This is a genomic window from Bacillus sp. BB51/4, from assembly GCF_008368845.1.
GTDB lineage: Bacteria > Bacillota > Bacilli > Bacillales > Bacillaceae_G > Bacillus_A > Bacillus_A wiedmannii.
On record NZ_QOSC01000014.1, the window covers coordinates 54,615 to 73,111 of the forward strand.

General features: G+C 33.9%; 17 protein-coding genes. 6 read left to right on the forward strand and 11 right to left on the reverse strand.

Translation table 11 applies throughout. The annotated features are described in order from the left end of the window. Nucleotides 1-131: 131 nt before the first annotated feature. Entirely contained in the window at nt 132-359 is a 228-nt protein-coding gene (locus DN392_RS20070) for a hypothetical protein (protein ID WP_000882907.1), read from the forward strand. Nucleotides 360-652: 293 nt separating this feature from the next. On the opposite strand, the gene DN392_RS20075 is transcribed toward DN392_RS20070, so the two are convergent. From DN392_RS20075 to DN392_RS20085, 3 genes are all read right to left on the reverse strand, one after another. Then, entirely contained in the window at nt 653-1,453 is an 801-nt protein-coding gene (locus DN392_RS20075; protein WP_000455764.1) for a sulfite exporter TauE/SafE family protein, read from the reverse strand. Nucleotides 1,454-1,570: 117 nt separating this feature from the next. Continuing rightward, nucleotides 1,571-2,569: an inorganic phosphate transporter gene (locus tag DN392_RS20080; protein ID WP_000380278.1), complete on the reverse strand. Its 999-nt coding sequence runs from the start codon at nt 2,567-2,569 to the stop codon at nt 1,571-1,573. 11 nt (nt 2,570-2,580) lie between these two features. Beyond that, complete coding sequence (locus tag DN392_RS20085) at nt 2,581-3,201, reverse strand: DUF47 domain-containing protein (RefSeq protein WP_000231452.1); 621 nt, start codon at nt 3,199-3,201, stop codon at nt 2,581-2,583. Nucleotides 3,202-3,513: 312 nt separating this feature from the next. On the opposite strand from DN392_RS20085, the gene DN392_RS20090 reads away from it, so the two are divergent. Beyond that, nucleotides 3,514-5,556, forward strand: coding sequence for a transglycosylase domain-containing protein (locus DN392_RS20090; protein ID WP_088321479.1), 2,043 nt, complete (start codon nt 3,514-3,516; stop codon nt 5,554-5,556). Nucleotides 5,557-5,682: 126 nt separating this feature from the next. Here the strand turns inward: DN392_RS20090 and DN392_RS20095 are convergent, their stop codons facing one another. The 3 genes from DN392_RS20095 to DN392_RS20105 form a co-directional block, all read right to left on the reverse strand. Next, nucleotides 5,683-6,111, reverse strand: a complete 429-nt coding sequence (locus DN392_RS20095; protein ID WP_001265573.1) for a hypothetical protein — start codon at nt 6,109-6,111, stop codon at nt 5,683-5,685. A 195-nt stretch (nt 6,112-6,306) separates the two neighbouring features. Then, nucleotides 6,307-7,338, reverse strand: a complete 1,032-nt coding sequence (locus DN392_RS20100) for a Gly-Xaa-Xaa repeat protein (RefSeq protein WP_149238099.1) — start codon at nt 7,336-7,338, stop codon at nt 6,307-6,309. Between the two features lie 221 nt (nt 7,339-7,559). Beyond that, nucleotides 7,560-8,831 carry an ATP-binding protein gene (locus DN392_RS20105; protein WP_061673447.1) on the reverse strand — a complete coding sequence of 424 codons (1,272 nt, stop codon included), beginning with the start codon at nt 8,829-8,831 and terminating at the stop codon, nt 7,560-7,562. A 160-nt stretch (nt 8,832-8,991) separates the two neighbouring features. On the opposite strand from DN392_RS20105, the gene DN392_RS20110 reads away from it, so the two are divergent. Continuing rightward, entirely contained in the window at nt 8,992-9,837 is an 846-nt protein-coding gene (locus DN392_RS20110; RefSeq protein ID WP_064056777.1) for a DUF72 domain-containing protein, read from the forward strand. Between the two features lie 297 nt (nt 9,838-10,134). Here the strand turns inward: DN392_RS20110 and DN392_RS20115 are convergent, their stop codons facing one another. The 4 genes from DN392_RS20115 to deoD form a co-directional block, all read right to left on the reverse strand. Then, a complete protein-coding gene (locus tag DN392_RS20115) occupies nt 10,135-10,329 on the reverse strand; it encodes a DUF3924 domain-containing protein (RefSeq protein ID WP_001094861.1) in 195 nt (64 codons plus the stop codon). A gap of 119 nt (nt 10,330-10,448) precedes the next feature. Next, nucleotides 10,449-10,979: a tyrosine-type recombinase/integrase gene (locus tag DN392_RS20120; RefSeq protein WP_000806231.1), complete on the reverse strand. Its 531-nt coding sequence runs from the start codon at nt 10,977-10,979 to the stop codon at nt 10,449-10,451. 107 nt (nt 10,980-11,086) lie between these two features. Further along, nucleotides 11,087-12,898: a sensor histidine kinase gene (locus DN392_RS20125; RefSeq protein WP_000797535.1), complete on the reverse strand. Its 1,812-nt coding sequence runs from the start codon at nt 12,896-12,898 to the stop codon at nt 11,087-11,089. A 156-nt stretch (nt 12,899-13,054) separates the two neighbouring features. Further along, nucleotides 13,055-13,762 (reverse strand): purine-nucleoside phosphorylase, encoded by a 708-nt coding sequence (deoD, locus tag DN392_RS20130; protein WP_000110707.1) that lies wholly within the window; start codon nt 13,760-13,762, stop codon nt 13,055-13,057. 175 nt (nt 13,763-13,937) lie between these two features. Here deoD and DN392_RS20135 point away from each other — a divergent pair, with 175 nt between their 5' ends. After that, entirely contained in the window at nt 13,938-14,726 is a 789-nt protein-coding gene (locus DN392_RS20135; RefSeq protein ID WP_142292465.1) for a hypothetical protein, read from the forward strand. Nucleotides 14,727-14,730: 4 nt separating this feature from the next. Here the strand turns inward: DN392_RS20135 and mprF are convergent, their stop codons facing one another. Next, nucleotides 14,731-17,316 carry a bifunctional lysylphosphatidylglycerol flippase/synthetase MprF gene (gene mprF, locus DN392_RS20140; RefSeq protein WP_000010865.1) on the reverse strand — a complete coding sequence of 862 codons (2,586 nt, stop codon included), beginning with the start codon at nt 17,314-17,316 and terminating at the stop codon, nt 14,731-14,733. Between the two features lie 186 nt (nt 17,317-17,502). Here mprF and DN392_RS20145 point away from each other — a divergent pair, with 186 nt between their 5' ends. Both DN392_RS20145 and DN392_RS20150 read left to right on the forward strand, forming a co-directional pair. Beyond that, complete coding sequence (locus DN392_RS20145; protein WP_088321477.1) at nt 17,503-17,892, forward strand: hypothetical protein; 390 nt, start codon at nt 17,503-17,505, stop codon at nt 17,890-17,892. A gap of 21 nt (nt 17,893-17,913) precedes the next feature. Continuing rightward, the gene (locus DN392_RS20150) at nt 17,914-18,405 is read left to right on the forward strand and encodes a YpuI family protein (RefSeq protein ID WP_000067569.1); all 492 of its coding nucleotides are present in this window, start codon (nt 17,914-17,916) and stop codon (nt 18,403-18,405) included. Nucleotides 18,406-18,497: the final 92 nt, after the last annotated feature.

Genomic DNA, 18,497 nt, shown 5'->3' on the forward strand with positions numbered 1-18,497 from the left:
TTAGCGTATATGTATAAAGACAATATGCTTTTAAATAGCAATTTCATTGACGAAATATATGCTATTACAGTAGTATACTATTTAGTGTGTAATAGTACTAGCAATGAATACGCTGTAGGGGGTTTAGTATATTGTTAGATGCGATAAAAATGACGGATATGAGAATTCCGGCGAATGCTATCATTCATGTAGAAGAGATGAAAGGTGGAGTCGTGTTATCCGTTGAAGTAGACGGCCAAATTATTTATACGATGGCTTATGATGAAGAAACAGATAGTTATGCTGAATTATATGATCGAAACGATAAGAGGGCGTGCCAAGTACATGAGGATTTTATGGGATGGTCACTTCTTCACTAAAAAAGATGTCAATATGACATCTTTTTTTATTAAAACGATAGAATATACAAAGAAATGAAATATAAGGATAAAATTTGTAATAAATGATTTTGCATTGTTAGCACTTTGTAACTGCAAGGGAATTATTTTTTCGCTATCATAAAGATAACAGTCGCAGTTATAGGAGTGGTCAACTTGAAGAAAGTACATATTTCCAACTATATGTTATTATGTGTTTGTTTAATTTTATTTGTTCTCTTAGGAGGATTTTTATATTCATGTGTATAAGAAAAACGCATTCTAAAAAGAACGCGTTATAAAAAAGAAGTAATGATTAATCTAGTTCCGAGAATAATTAATGTGATACGTAATAAATTAATTACGGCATTACCACTTAATTTTGTATTAATATAAGCCCCGATTTTCCCGCCAATCCATGCACCAGGAATAAGAATTAATGCGTAAACCCAGCTGACATTTCCAAGGGAGATGTGAGTTGCAGAACTTACAATTGCTGATAAAAATACGATAAACATCGAAGTTGCTACAGCAATATGTGCTGGGAATGCAAAAAGTAGCATCATTGCTGGAACAAGTAAGGCACCGCCGCCAATTCCAAATAATCCAGATATAAAACCAACTATAAAGGCGATAAAGATTGCGAGAAGCGGTGGAAATTGATAGTGTACAGTGTTTCCTTCGTTATCTGTAAAAGAACGCTTAATTACCGTCATATTTGATAAAGAAAGGGGGTTTAATTTGTCTCGTAACATAAGAAGAATGGAGACAAAAATAAGGAAAATCCCAAAATATAAAGAAAATGTATCTTGGTTTAAAAATTTGTTTGCCCACGAGCCGATGATACCACCAGGGCCACTCCCGATAAATAAAATAAGTCCACTTTTGTAATCTACTCGTTTATGCTTCATATAAGTAAGGGTGGAAGATAGTCCTGTAAAAACGACTGTTACCATTGAAGTTCCTACTGCAAGTTGTGGTGATAGACTGTGTAATCCGATTAATAACGGAACAATAATAATTCCGCCACCAAGCCCGACTAGACTCCCGACTGTCCCGGCGATTAACCCGATGAAAAGTAACATGATGTATTCCAAAATTGCCAACTCCTCTATATAACTTATCCACCAATTATTATACACGCTTTTTAATAAGAAAAAGGTTTGTTCACAAAAAAGTCGTCTTCCTAGAAAAATAAGGAAGACGACTTTTAATTAAAAGATTAAGTGTAATAAAGCGAAAAATAATGCAGCTAACGAAGCTGAAATAGGAAGTGTAATAACCCATGTAATTAACATGCGTTTTGCAGTTCCCCATTTTACACCTTTCACACGATGTGAAGCACCAACCCCTAAAATAGAAGAAGAGATAACGTGCGTTGTACTAACCGGTAAGTGAATGAATGTTGCGCCGAAAATAACAAGTGATGATGATAAATCAGCAGCTACACCATTTACAGGACGAATTTTCATAATTTGTCCACCGACAGTTTTAATAATTTTCCATCCGCCAACAGAAGTACCAAGACCCATTGCGATTGCACAACATAATTGTACCCAGAACGGGATGTCGTCAGAAGTATGATAGTTATTGGCCATAAGAGCCATCGTAATGATTCCCATTGCTTTTTGTGCATCATTCGTACCATGTGTATAAGCTTGTAATGCTGCAGTGAAAATTTGGAATAAACGGAAGTTTTTGTTCGTTTTCGTTAAATTAAAGTTTTTAAAGACCACTTTAAAAATACTGTATACGATATAACCAATAACAAAAGCGATAATCGGTGAAATGATTAAAGCTTCAAGAATTTTTATGAACCCTTTAAGATTTAATGAGCTAATACCGGCAGCAGCGATAGCTGCACCTGCGATTGAGCCGATAATTGCATGCGAAGAACTACTTGGAATACCGTAGTACCAAGTAATTAAATTCCAAGCTATTGCCGCAAGCAAAGCAGCTAAAATTACAAGAGAACCATTTTGCAAGGCAAATGGATCAACGATATCTTTTGTAATCGTTTTTGCTACACCTGTAAATGTCATCGCACCTAAAAAGTTCATAATAGCTGCCATAATAATTGCATGTCTAGGCTTTAGAGCTTTCGTTGAAACAGCCGTTGCAATAGCGTTTGCTGTATCGTGAAATCCATTGATAAAGTCAAAAGCTAAAGCGCAAATGACTACTAAAACGGTCAGTATCAAGAGTGTATCCATGATCAAACTCCTTACGCGTTCTTCATAATAATTGTTTCTAATACGTTTGCAACGCTTTGGCAGCTATCCGCTACTTCTTCAAGCTCTTCGTAAATCTCTTTGTATTGAATAATCTTAATCGGATCTTTCTCACGAGAGAATAAGTGCTTAATTGCATGACGGCGAATATCATCACATTGTGATTCGTAATCCTTAATCTTAATTGCGTTCGTACGAATGTCGACTAACTTCTTTTTAGACAGTAGTTCAACAGAATTTGCAATCTCAATCGCACATTGATTAATTGCTTCAACGAATTTAATCATGTATTCATCAGCTTCTGTAATAGAATACATTTCGAATAGACCAGCACTATGATCTAATCCATCTAATACATCATCCATACTCATTGCAAGTTGTAGGATGTCCTCACGTTCAATTGGAGTAATAAACGCTTTGTTTAGCTCCATAATGATTTCGTGAATAAATGTGTCACCTTTTGACTCATACTCTTTCATGCGCATAGAAAACTCTTTTAAATCGCTAGCATTTTTAATTTTATACTCCACGAAAAACTGCGCGCCTTCTTTTAAATTTTCGGAAACATTCATTAACATTTCAGAAAATTTATCTTTTTTTGATTTAAATACCATTATTAGTTACCCCCACAAAAGTAATATATGTAAAATATATTGGCTAGTCAATTCTAACAAAAAACTGTCGTTTTTTAAAACATTTTATCGAAAAGTTTACAAAAACTTAACATAACTCTCATTGTTGTATTAATAATATTAATAATCAATAGTGAATATCTTACTTGTAGAATGTCCTTTTCTTGCAAAAAGTATGAATGTGAAAGAAAAGCTTTACACTATAGGAACGACTACGTTATTATAATAAATTTAAAAGGAGGTATATTCTTCCTTTTGAAAAGAAGAGTGTAAACAAACGAAGGAAGTGAACGAATGAAATTGAAGAACACTCACTTGAAAAAAATGCAGGAGTGGTTCAACAAGAGGAAGAAACTTCGTAATTCATTAATTGTATTAGGGAGTTTACTCGCTACTATATTTATTGCTATAAATATAATAATTTCCATTCAAGACATATCTGAATTAAAACAAGCTGTTCCGCAACCGACCTTAATTTATGATGCAAATAATGAAGTTGCGACTAAATTAGCTTCTTCTAAAACAGAAGGTGTTAAAAGGAAAGATATTCCTGACATTATGGTTCAGGCAATTGTTGCAGTAGAAGATAAGGAGTTTTTTAACCATCACGGTATTTACTATAGTGGAATTATAAGTGCAGTTTTTAAAAATATTACAGCAGGAGAAGTTGTAGCAGGGGGAAGTACAATTACACAACAACTTGCGAAAAATGTATTTCTGACACAAGACCGCACATACTCTCGAAAAATAAAGGAATATTTTTTAACAAAAAAAATAGAGCGTACGTATACGAAAGATGAAATTATTGAAATGTATATGAACCAAATTTATTTTGGTGAAGGGGCTTGGGGTATAAAAAGGGCAGCTAAATCTTATTTTGATAAAGATGTAAAAGATTTAACGGTTTCAGAGGCTGCAACGATTGCTGGCTTGATTAAAGCACCGTCTGCGTATTCGCCCTATAAAAACTTTAATAAGTCAATCGAACGACGTAATGTTGTATTAAGTTTAATGAAAGAGCAAGGATATATTTCTGACGAACAGTATAATAAAGAAAAAGAGAGCGGTCTTGTGTTAAAACGTGGTGTGGATGATAAATACAAGGGGAAATACTCTCAATATGTAGATTATATTGTTAGGGAAGCTATGGACAAGTACGAATTAACACAAAATGAAATTTTAGCAGGTGGTTATCGTATTTACACAGAGCTTGATCCGAAAAAACAACAGGCTGTAGAAGACGTTGTGAATAATGAGAGTTATTTCAAAGATAATGGCTCAGACCAGCTTATGCAAACGGGTGTAGTTCTTATGAATCCAAAAACAGGTGGTGTACCAGCTTTAGTTGGAGGTAGAGGACCGTATCAGTTTTTACAGTTTAACCATGCAACCCAATTAAAAAGACAACCTGGCTCAACGTTAAAGCCTCTGGCTGTATATGTACCAGCTTTAGAGCAAGGGTATGAAGTATACGATATATTAAAAGATGAACCATTTAATATTAAAGAATATAAACCGCAAAATAGTGATCACACTTTTCACGGTGATGTGACAATGTATGAAGCCGTGGCAAAGTCGTACAATGTTTCGGCTGTTTGGCTATTGGAACAAATTGGATTGGATAAAGGATTGAAATCTTTAGAGCGATTTAGTATTCCATTAGTGCCAGAAGATCGTACGTATCCAATTGCTTTAGGCGGGATGCATGTTGGGACCTCTCCATTTGTAATGGCTCAAGCATACAGTACATTTGCAAATGATGGTGTCCAAGTGGAAGCTCATGCGATTAGAGAGATACAAAATGCTGAAGGTGAAACAATTGGAAAGTGGTATAAGAAAGAGACACGAGTGACGAGCGAGAAAATTGCTCAAAAGATGACATATTTATTAAAAGGTGTTGTCGAAAAGGGAACGGGCGAAAAGGCGAAAGTTAATAATGTTGATACGGCTGGTAAGACAGGAACTACTCAAATTGTAAATGGACCAAGCACCGGTGCAAAGGATTCATGGTTTGTTGGATACACACCAGATTTAGTAGGTGCGATTTGGGTAGGGTTTGATAAAACAGATAGCGATCATTATGTTCCAGGGGGGAGTCAAATTACGACGACAATGTTCCGGGATATTATGAAAAAAGCGAATGCCAATCCAGCTCAAAAAGCATTCCAGTTATCGCTCATATCTGAGGCTGATTATAAAAAACAATTGAATACAATAGAAGAGGAAAAACGAAGAAAAGAAGAAGAGAAGAGAAGAAAAGAAGAGGAACAGCAAAGAAAAGAAGAGCAACAAGAGTGGATTGATAAAGTGAAAGAATGGATTCCTTCATTTTGGTAAAAGAAAGAGGCGAATAACGAAATTCGCCTCTTTTTCGTATGAGAAATTAAGTGAACTTTTAATCGGTGGGAGGAGCTGTATCTATCTCTACGAGTTGTTAGCCCATATCAATTGGGATAAATAGTATTACTCGTTAAGTGTAACATTTGTACTGCCAAAGGATTGAGAATCGTATGTGACGATTATTTTTCCTTTACTAATAGGCTCGTAAAGTAATTCTTCTTCGTAATTACCATTGTTTTCATTGTGGATAGAAAGTGTGATTTCATCGATTTTTTTATTTGTATACTGATCTTTAATCGTTTCAGCAATTTGAAGTAACGCTTCGGAACTAGAAGCTTTCGTAATAAGCATTCCTTTTATAACCTTTTTTTCATTCTTTGTGGTATTGGAATAAGGGATGTTGCTTTGTTTTGTATACAAAAGTTTGTATGGAACAGTTTTTCTCTCTGCTTTTGATATAGTGGAATATTTTAGAGTTAAAAAAAATCCTACACATAAAATAATGCATACCATAAGAGAAAACCAAATGCGTATTAGTGACATAACTCTCATTTTCATCCCTCTTTCATATCTTTGACTTCACTATTTATCATACAAAATGAGGATTAAGATAGAGTAAATTTGAGGTAAAGAAACGTAAAGAAGGAGCACTTATCCTCCCAAATAAGTGCTCCTTTCTATATAAAGAGAGATTTAATGCACGGTTAAACGATACATATTATTATAAATATACTTATTGATTGAAAATTAGTAAATTCGGAATACGGATAGTGTTGCAGTTGTATCGCCTGTGTTAGGAATAGAAATAGTGTTTGCTGTAGGCTGTACAGCAATCGTTGTACCAGCTTGTAAAGTAACGATTGTAGAGAAAGAAACAGCACTACCGATAACGTTAGTTGAGAAGTTACGATTAGGTGGTTGGCCATTGAATGAAATACCGAATCCGAATGGTGAAGATCCTGGGAAAGTTGTAGACGCTGAGAAACTAATATCATATACGCCTGTTTCTAAAATTGTTAAAGTATCTGAAGTATCGTTGAAAGAGATATTAGTTAATTCAAAAACTTGATTGAATTGGATGTTTGTTCCAGGGGATATAGTTTGTGGATTTGAGTTTCCGATAGCTGCGATAGTTACAGGAATTGGAGTACCCGCGGCACCTGTTGCGCCAGTAGCCCCAGTAGCGCCAGCCGGACCTTGAGCCCCAGTAGCGCCAGCTGGACCTTGAGCACCAGTAGCCCCAGTAGCGCCAGCCGGTCCTTGAGGTCCAGTAGCCCCAGTAGCTCCTGTTGCTCCTCCTCCAAGGCAACCTGACCCGTATTGAACTAGGATAGTTTGGATCTCTGTTATGAGTTTAACTAGTTTGTCGATAGTGCAGCAATCTACTTTGAATAACTTAGCGATATACAATAAATAATTAAGCAAGCTTTGTAGCTCAACGTACAATGCTCCGCATGAGAAAGGTTTTGTTTTTAAAATAGTTAATAGATTAGCGATAATAGAATTTCCAATTTGTTTTTGTGCTGGAGATAAATCTAAGCAATTGAGGAATTTTTGTAGGTTATTTAGGGCAGCAATCAAGTTATCGATATTATTTTGAGAAGGGTTTTGAAAGACAGCTTGAATAGCTTGGCCAAGAGATTGAAGAAGTCTAACGAATTCTGTAAGTTCGGACTTAGAGATGTTAATATAACTACAAGCTCTGACTTCGCAACAATCATTACCATAAAATACTTTTCCTTTATTTTTATTGTTCCTCTTTTCATTCCTTTCTTTCATAGAATCAATAGTCGTTACTATATATTAAAATGAAATTTATACTAAATTCGTGATGGACAAACTACCATTTCTAAAAAAATAAGACGTTGGCCCTCTTAGTAAAAATAAGTAAGATAAAGAGAAGGTTTATATAATGTAAAGACGAAAAGTTCAACATAAAAAACTGCATGCTAATTGTTGTAGGTATTTAACAATTGGCATGCAGTTTGTGGAGGAGTACCTCATTTGTAGTCATTTAATCTTTCAAGGGTTGTTTTGGGCAAAATTGGAATTGAAATAGTGAAAGTTGTACCATCTTGATTACTGGTCATTTTTAATGTACCGTTATGATTTTGAATAATTTTCTTCGTTACTGACAAGCCCAGTCCTGTGCCCGAATCTTTTGTTGAGAAGAATGGATCAAAGATATACTCTTGAATGGCTGTTGGAATACCAATTCCATTATCAGTGAAAGTAATACGAACAAAATTATCTAGACGATAACTAGTAATTTGGATAGAAAGTTTTTTTTCACCTTGAGCATCGACAGCATTCTGAAATAGGTTTAAAAAAACTTGTACAAGTTCATGACGATCAATATGGACTAATACATCATCTAATTCGGTAGAAAAATTATAATCAATTGAAATATTATGTAAAAAGACTTCACTAGCTAGTAACTGTTGAATATACTCACGTAAAAATGTATTAATAGGAAACGGTTCTCTTGTAAATTCGCGTGTTTTTGAAATAGCTAAAAATTTTGTAATAATACTATTTGCGCGGTCTAATTCGGGAATAAGTAAGTTTTTAAATAATTCTTTATTAGATGGAGAAACAGTTTCTTGTAAAAATTGTAAATAACCTCGTACGGTTGTAAGAGGATTACGTACTTCATGTGCAATCCCAGCTGCAATTCGCCCTGCTAAAGAAAATTTCTCTGCATCACGTTCTGTGTTTAAATAATGAAAGACACTAATAACTCTAAAAATCTCTCCGTTATAATCACGAATAATTCGGTTATTTAAAATGCCATAGTTTTTGTCTAAAACTTCTTCATTATATATTTCTGTTCCCGTCCTTAATGTTTCAAGGGCTTTAATTTTTTCTTCTGGCAATTGTAGTAATTGTTGAATTGGCTTTCCAATTATATCATTTCGTACTACACCAAAATCATCTGCTGCAACTTGGTTACATAAAGTGATATTTCCTTTAGCATCAACAAAGGTTACATGATGTGAAAAAGCATCAAAAATATGAATGAAGTATGTTTCAAGTTGCTCAAATAAAAATAATGAATCGCAAGTAAGTTGAAAATCAGCCTCTTTATTCTCTTTTTTTATGTTTTGAATGGAATGAGTCGTTCTCGTTTTCTTTATTTGTAAACCAATATGTGGATTTTTGTATGTGAAATGATGTGGTAATTGATTCACAAGTTCTTCATAAAAACGTACTTTATTTTCTAATTCTTCTATTCGTTTTTCATGAGATACAATATCATCGTTTGGAAGCATAAATAAATAACCCCTCAATTTAAAAATTCTTCCATCTAGTATATCATATTTTTATACGGATACTCTGAAAGAAGGGGCTACTTAATAAAATTGATTAGCTGAAGTGTTCGGGAAGTGAGTAGAATGAATAGAAGGTGAAGTTAAAAAGGGAGGGATATATTTGCTTTTCATTGGAGTGACAGGGTGGGGAGATCATGATTCTTTATATATAGATCCCTATGAAAATAGAAATAAATTACGAACATATAGTGAGTATTTTCCTATAGTGGAAGTGGATAGTTCGTTTTATGCGATGCAACCTGCACGAAACTATGCAAAATGGGCAATGGAAACACCGAAAGATTTTGCTTTTATAGTAAAAGCATATCAAGGAATGACAGGACATATGAAAGGTGAAATCCCTTTTTCTACGTTTGATGAGATGTTTGATGTGTACAAACAATCTATTCTGCCTTTAATAGAAGCTGATAAATTAAAAATGATTTTATTTCAATATCCACCATGGTTTGATTGTAAAAAGAAAAATGTGGATTTTCTTCGATATACGAAAGAAAAAATGGAAGGTTTACCGTGTGCCATAGAATTTCGAAATCAAACATGGTTTTATCCCGAAATGAAAGATAAGACGATACAGTTTCTAGAACATGATAAATGGATTCATACCATTTGCGATGAGCCGCAGGCCGGGATAGGTTCGGTACCGCTCGTATTAGAAGTAACGAATGCAGAGATGGTGTTAATACGTTTTCATGGTAGGAATGTTCATGGGTGGCTTGATAAAGGGGAAAATTGGAGAGCGGTTCGTTGCTTATATCGCTACAACAATAAAGAATTAGAAGAATGGGTAGAAAGACTAGAGCAATTAAAAAAGAAGACAAAGGACATATATGTACTATTTAACAATAATTCGGGCGGAGATGCAGCGGATAATGCGAAACAGCTTATGAAAATGATGAACATTACATATGGTGAGCCGAAGCCTGAGCAATTAAATTTGTTTGAATGATAATAAACAAGAAAGGCACTGTACAAACAGGGGGAATGTACAGTGCCTTTCTATATGAAAAAGAGGGGTAACAATGTTACTGAGCGTTTGGTTGATTCATCAATTGTTGGCTTCGTAATAAATGATAATGGTTATCATTATCATTGTCAATAGTTTTCCGAAAAATAAATAATAAACTTTTTATGAGACATTAACGGGTAGGAAGATTCTTGATAAAAGGTTTGGCTGAAGCAAAGAAGTTTTTCGGGGGAGAATGCTAGTAAACTCCTAATAAAATATCAAAAAAAAGAACAGCAATTAATGCTGTTCTTTTCCAGTGACGAATTGTTGTAAATCAAAAGGAGTTATCGCTTGGATAAACTCTTTTGAGATAAGTGTTTGAACAAGAGTACTCTCAGAAATGGAAGCACCTGTTTTCTTTTCATAAGCTTGTTTTAATAAATCAAGTTTTTCAGCCGTTTCTTTCGGTAATTCAATTGTTAATGTGTTCATAATTTCTCCCCCTTACTATTAGAGTACCACTACAATATAGGAGAGACAAGAAAAGAGAATGTGAAACATAAAAAAGGTTACCATTTATAAATGGTAACCTTTTTTATGTATAAGAGTTATTAAGCAATACCGATATACTTTAAAGTTTTTGATGGAGTACTATGATCAAAGAAGTGTTGTAAAAATGCGATATCAACACCTGATTTGTATGCACAATATCCCCAAGTTTTTCGAAGTGTATGTGAGCTAATCCCTTCTAATCCAACTTCTTTTGCAGCTTTGTTTAAAATGTACCATGCATGTTGTCTCGTAATAGATTTTGTTCCTTTTTGAGACTTTAATAATGGTTCATTACGTTTCCAAGTTTTACGTTCTTTCATGTAGTCTTCGATCGCGTGCTGCAAGTCTTCATTTACAGCAAACCATTTATGTTTCTTTACTTTTTCATTGTAAAATAAAATGGAATGGCGAACATTTTCATGTTCATCGATTACATCACTAACTTTTAATTGTAAGATTTCACTTACTTTTAAGCCAGAATTTACAGCTAATACGAATAATAAGCCATCACGTTTCGAAGATTGTAAAAGTATATTTTTGATAGTTTCTAATTGTTTTTCATTTTGAATAGGTTGTCCTGCTTGTTTCATTTCACGCACTCTCCTCTTTTATGTGTGTAAAGGAAAGGATTAACTTGTTTCCTACTATAAAGGGAGAGTGTGAATTTCATGTGAACTCCTAGTGAAATTAAGACAAATTATTTGACTTCTTTTACTTTTTGTAAATTAAAGTAGAATACAACACTATTAGTCGTGTTATATACACCGTACTCGGCATGGTGGAGGTCTAAAATGTTTTTTACAATAGATAACCCGAGACCGGTACCTCCAGTATGACGGCTACGAGATGCATCTAAACGGTAGAAACGATCCCAAATTTTTTCAAGACTTTCTTCAGGGATAGGGTTTCCTGTGTTTTCGATTTCGACTTTTACTATATCTTCCAGTTCTATAACGGAGACATGTATTTTTTCTCCATCTGGCGTATAGCGAATTGCATTGCTAAGTAAGTTCACAACGACTTGCTCAATACGACTACGATTCGCTTTAACGAATATAGAAGAGTCTACATCTACGTTCACTTGTAAATGCTTTTCCTCCATGCTAAATAATAACTTTGTATAGACTTGTTGAATTAATTCACCGATTGAGAATGTCGTCATATCTAGTTTGTACGTACCAGATTCTAGTTTTGCTAATTCTAACATTTCAACAATAAGTCTGTTCATGTTTTCTGTTTCTTCTAAAATAACATCTGTGTAATACATCGTATCTTTACTAACGCCATCTTTAATTCCTTCTGCGAAACTTCTAATTACACTAAGTGGTGTTTTTAATTCGTGTGATACACCAGAAATGAATTCTTTTCGCGTTTTCTCTAATTGACGTTCACGTTCAATATCTTGTTGTAATTTTGTATTGGCAACATTTAATCGATCGATTCGGTCTTTTAAGTTTACAGATAACGTATTAATACTACCGGAAAGCCCGCCAATTTCATCGTCTGCTGTCACAGGTAATTTTTCACTAAAATCAAAATTGGCCATTTTTTTTGTAACGCGATTCATTTTAATTAATGGTTTCACAATGATTTTTGAGTAGTAGAAGGATAATAAAATAATTACGAGAAATACGATGATTAAGGCATAAACATAATAATCCTTTAAAACGAGCATCGCTTCATTAACAGGTTGTAAAGATGCTATCGCAAAAGCGTATTCTGTAATTTTTCCATTTTCCACAATAGGTTTTACAAAGATACTATTTTTTATATTCTCTCCACCATCTATTATATAAGTGTTTAATTGGTGTGAGTTAGCAGTGCCATTTCTAATAATCTCTGCAAAATATTGAACGGCTTGTAATGTTTCAAAATCATTTGCAAGACGAACATCTGCTTTGGATGGAAGCTGTAACTTAGATACGATACCAGTAAACTCAATTTGAGTCACAGTTTTGGATCGGCTTGTAAGTCTATTTTTAGCAGGGTTTCCATTAATGGATTGAAAATCTGAGTTGACATTTTCGTTTTGCCATCGATTATAGTTTGTTGTCAATTCTAGTGGTGTTATGGTGGAATCTTGTACAAAACCGACGACGTTTATCATCCCATCTTTTTTCAATCCTAAGTTTTCGAATTTATTATATTCTTCTGGCGTTAAAACATTATTGAGTGGAATGGAATATGCTTTATTATTTTTAGGATTAATTACATCAATGTAGAAATTATTGTCACTTTTAATAATGCCGTTCGTATTTAAAAACTGCATTTCAGCATTTGTTTTATCATGAAATTCTTGTTTTAGTTTTCGAATTTCCTCATAAGTTTTACCACTTTCTTCGTAAGTATTTACGAACTTCTCAAAAGCAGTTTGAACTGTTTTTACTTTTTTATTAATGTAAAATTTCTCTAAAAATAGAGATTGTCCTAAGAAAAAAAGGAGGAATATGATTGTAAATAATGTTGATGTTAATAAAAATAGTTTAAAGACTATACTTCTGTTTTTCACTGCGTCACCTCTTGTGAGAAATACTGTAAATGATTTCTTAATTATAACAAACGTTACAAAAAAGTAGAGGAGAAAATCTGTCTCTTCTGAAAGTAGTTTTTAATAAAAAGTCACATAAAAAGAACTCGACAGACGTATGACGAGTTCTTTAATGTATTATTGTTGAATTGCTGCATCTAAAGCGATTTCAATCATTTCGTTAAATGTAGTTTGACGCTCTTCAGATGTTGTTTCTTCACCAGTGAAAATGTGATCGCTTACTGTTAATACAGATAACGCATTTACACCGTATTTCGCTGCTAATGTATAAAGAGCAGTTGTTTCCATTTCTACTGCTAGTACACCATAATCTCCAAGTTTTTTAACCATGTCCATGCTTTCGCGGTAAAATACATCTGCTGTTAAAACATTACCAACACGAACGTGTAAGCCTTTTTCAGTTCCAGCATCGTAAGCTTTCTTTAAAAGGTCAAAGTTTGCAGCTGGGGCAAAATCAAAACCTGGGAATGTTAAACGGTTCATATTAGAATCCGTACAAGCTGTCATTGCAATAATAACGTCACGTACTTTTACGTCTTTTTGAATCGCACCGCAAGTTCCAACGCGAATTAAATTTTTAACTCCGTAGCTTTGGATTAATTCGTTTACATAAATAGAAATAGAAGGAACACCCATACCTGTACCTTGAACAGATACGCGTTTTCCTTTATAAGTTCCAGTGAAACCTAACATACCACGCACGTTATTATAGCAAGTAACGTCCTCTAGAAATGTTTCAGCGATATATTTTGCACGTAATGGATCACCAGGTAATAGAATAGATTCAGCAATTTCGCCTTGTTTTGCTTCAATATGTACACTCATGAAAAGTCCTCCTTATAATGTATTGATAGAAATCAATATCATTTGCATTATACACTATCAATCCTTTCAATTAAAATCTTTTAATTATTTGTAATATGTGCAAAGCAGGAGGATTTCATAAATCATAATCTAGAATATATATGTAAGAAGTTTTGTATGAACAGAGACAATAAAAATGGTAGGTGATGTTTTGAAAAATCTTGTCATTGGACTTGTTGCTTTGCTATTTATTGTAGTAGGCGGATTTTGCATAAAAAAGTATCAGGAAACTACAGAGACTGTAGGTGATGTTCAGGAAGTAAAATGGGATGTGTCAAATGGAAAAGGAAATGAGAAAGTAGATATTTTGTTTCAATTGCTAAATAATAAAAATAACGAAGTTCGTGGTGTGAATGATCAAATTCGGGCAGTTATTGTAGACGGACAATTAAAACATGTACAACAAATGAAACCTACATTTGCAGGGAATGGATCATATAAGGTATCTTCCAAAATAGCGAAAGATGAAAGATATACAATATTTTTATATGAAGACAAAAACAAGTCTGTGAAATCATTTGCGAAGAAAGATTTTGGGAGAGAAATAGAGGAGAAAAATAAGAAAAAAGTAAAATTCCCAATCGATAGTGTGCTTACAAAAAAAATAGGGGAGTATGAAGTTTCTCTATTATTTGGTGCATTGCATCCGAATGAACCAGCGACGTTAACATTTCAATTCCAAGCGAAAAAGGGTGAGAAATTGAAATTACATTCAGAGAGAGGAGAAGTGGAAGCGCTCTATATCGTGGACGAAACGAGAGAAAACTTTTTATACGCAATACCTGTTGATACAGATGAGCAATTACAATACCGTATTACATTTCCTATAGAAGGAACGTATAAAATATGGGGAGATTTCTATATAAATGGTAAGAAATATGAAAAAGAATTTATTGTACAAGTTCAAAAAAGAAAAAACAGCTAAATGTTTAGCTGTTTTTTCTTTTTCCTATTAATTTTGTTACAGAGAGCATTGTAATCGGTAAAGAATGATTCTTTCTAAATGCTAAATATTTACCGCTCCATGCTGGTTTATATTTTTCTTTAAAATGACGTAGCCCGCTGAAGCTATACGTATAACGAACATTATTAAAGATGGCAGCAGCAACTCGTTCGGACCAAAAAGATTGTGTCGATAAACCTACATTTGAAAGTGGTGCCATACCAATATTAAAGGAGTGGTATTCATTTTCTTTTGCCCACTGGAATAGGTGGATGAAAATTGCATCCATAATGCCGCTAGGTGCATCTGGATAATAGCGCATTAAATCAACAGACAATGATCCGTCTTGATATACGGGCATAAAGGTTGTAAATGCAATGATTTTTCCATCAGCATCACATAATGTAGCGATAGGTGCTCGGCTAATATATTCACGATCAAAGTATCCGAGTGAAAAACCTTTCTCTTTTTTTCCGCCGAGCCACGCATCTGAAACTTTTCTTAACTCTTCAAATAATTCGTTTGAGAATGGTGGCTGATGAATAGAGAATGTATAGCCTTCTCGTTCGAAACGGTTGAAAGTCGCTCGCATACCGGCTCGTTTTTTTCCTGTTATTGTAAATGTGTTCAAATCAACGACAGCTTCTTCACCAAGTTTAAAGAAGTTGTAACCAAAATCATGATATAAACTCATCCATTTACTTTCTATTTGGTAGAATACACAAATGTATCCAAATCGATCAGCCTCAGTTAAAAACTCTTGTAACACAGTACGGTAGGAGGAAGGATCCCCAATTGGATCACCTAGCACAACGAGACGTTTTCCAGTTATAGAGAAGAGAAGGAGCGCTTTCCCATCACTACTGAAGAAAAATTGTTTATCTCCTAAAAATCCTAAATGACTAAGTACATTACCATCGTGTTCATCTAAAAAGTTTTGCAACCTTTTATCATTAGCTGGTTGCCCGGGAAATTCATTTCGATAACGATTGGCAATGAGTGAGCCAATCAGTAAAAATGTAGGAACGAAAAAGGCAGCTGCTAATGCACTTCGTTTCACTTGCGTAATATTACGAACGACAAAATCAGGTTTAAAAGCTTCTTTTGCACCTGCAAATAAAATACCTAAGTTTTTATATAAATATAAAGTTATGAGTAAGAATATAAAAACTTTTACCATATCAGAAAGTGAGACTTCCATTTTCTCGCGTACAAATCTTTTACGAAGCATATATAATACAGCGAGTACGATTAATAAAATAAACGTCTCTTCAATATCAATCCCTTTTAGCGTATTAAAGATGGCTGCTCCGATTAAAGAAACAATCGTCATATAGTAAGAACGCTTTGTTCCATAATATATCCCTCGCGAAAGGATCAGGAGGAGAATACCAAATGTTAGTGATAAGCTAAAAGAAAATTGAATAAGATGTTTTGGAGCTAGAATATGTAAGGCGTGTGCTCTGTTTATACTTGTCGGTAGAATGGTTGATAAAATAACCATTAATCCAGCAAATACTGTTAAAGCAGCAGAGGCCCATGAACCTAGTTTTCCTAGAAAATCACGCTGCAAAGTCCATATAACACCAGTTGTTTCTAATGCAGGCGCAATAAAAGGTTTATCTTCAAACTTTTTAATGGCCACGCCTGTCATTTCAAAAGCTGCAAAAATAAGACCAAGGCAGAAAGGTAAAATGTAATAGACGAGGCGATATAATAACATAGCAGGTAGTAATACGCCTGTATCAATGCCGTATTGTCCGAGCCCAGTTAAAAAGACAAGATCAAATGAACCAAGTCCACCAGGAACAAGACTAACAACACCAGCTAAAGCAGCAATTACATACACGCCTAAAAACTTTTGAAATTCGATATCGATACCAAATAATATTAGTATGACGTACATAACAATACCGGCAGATACCCACTCAACTAATGAAACTAATGAGTATAAAACAGTTGGATTTTTTTCTTCTTCCCCTTCTTCTTGCCCTTCGGTTTGCTTTGGTTTTCTATTTTTTAGTTTAGAAAAGCCAATGTATATAGGGACGAAAAGGGCGAAGAAAATAAGAACAGGCCATAGCCACGGTTTTTCATGCAAAATAAAACTTGTGTCTAATATTCCAATAAGACCGAGGAAAGAAAGAATTGCGAGTCCGTTAATAAAAGCAGTTGTCATCCAGGCGATACTTTTAATAAGTTTGCCATTTTCTTTTATGTATGGACGATAAAGCATTGTGCGTACACCAGCTCCAACGAGACCACCAAACCCAATAAATCCATTTAAAGTATTAGCAATCCATGAGATACGAAAAATCTTTTGGACTGGTATATCAGCTTTTAAATAACGAAGCATAACATAGTCATAAAAGAACATTGTTGATACGGCAAATGCACCAAGTGTAATTGCTAAAAAGACTCCTCCGGTTGGAATGTTTTTAATTGTATTGATTGCTTCTAAAAAAGAAATGCCTGCTAATTCTTTTTTTGCTTGAAAGAATACAATTGTTAATACAACAAATGGGAAGATAATTTTCCCGATTTGTAAGAAACGTTTCCATGAAAACGACATAAATACAACTCTCCTTGTATAAGAAAACTGAGACAATAATATTATTATGACAAACTTCAAGAAAAATAAAAAGGTAAATTCCTGTATAGGGAAGCTATTTTTTATATGGGTTATATTTAAAAGAGTATTTCGTTTATCAGAAAGTTAAGTTAAAATGAATTGAAAGAAGGAAGAGAGGGGAAGTAGATGATTATAATAGGTTATGCGGGATATGAGTTAGAGAAAGCGAAACCTAATACATCAGAAGATTTCTTTAATAGATCTGAAGTGACATATATATTAAATAATAAAGAGAGAACTTTTTCCGTTTTATACGTTCGATATTTTGAAGAAGTTTTACAAGAAATTACTCCTTTTGAAGGAAATCCAGTATGTAAAGTAGAAAAACAAGACATATATTTACGGGATATTGTAGCGATATGTTGTTTACTGAAAGAGAATGAGCATCGCATGCAAAAACGTTTATATTTAAATAATATAGAAGCATTCCAACAATATTTTGATGAGGAAACAGTGGTGAAAGTACAAGAAATATTAGCTGAATTACATAAAAATAAAAGAGTAGAAATAGCGTGAAATGACAAAGGAGAGGGAAAAATGTCTAATCTAATGGTTGAAAATCAAACAGAACAAGTTTCTATGTTTTTAGAAGACGTTATTACTTTGATAACCAATTATGTAAATTATCATACGTTGCCTTCTTTATTAGAAGAAAAACCAGCAGGGAACGAGCAATATTATAAAGGGTTATTAGCATCAATAAGACGTCTTCTCGTTTTTTGTGAAGAAGGACATGATGCATGTTTTGTTTTGTTAAATAGCCAGCCATTTCGAAAAACAGCAGCTGAGAAAATTTTATATAAAATTTATCATCAAGTAATTGCAGAGTTTTTCTCACCAAAGGGTGATCATTGGTATGAAAATAGTCGGTCTGCCTATACAGGGAAAAACTCCATCGTTTTTCAACAAACGCCACCAGCATCTATAGAGCAAGTGATGAAGAGTTTAGAAGGAAAATTTCAATTGATGCGTGAAGAACTAGAATATTATGAGACGGATTACCAAACAAAGATGTTACACAAATATTAATTGCGAAAAAGAAGCTAAGGGGACTTAGCTTCTTTTCCTTTTGTAAAGTTATATAAGGGATTTCCTTTGAATATATTTATGGGGATAGCATT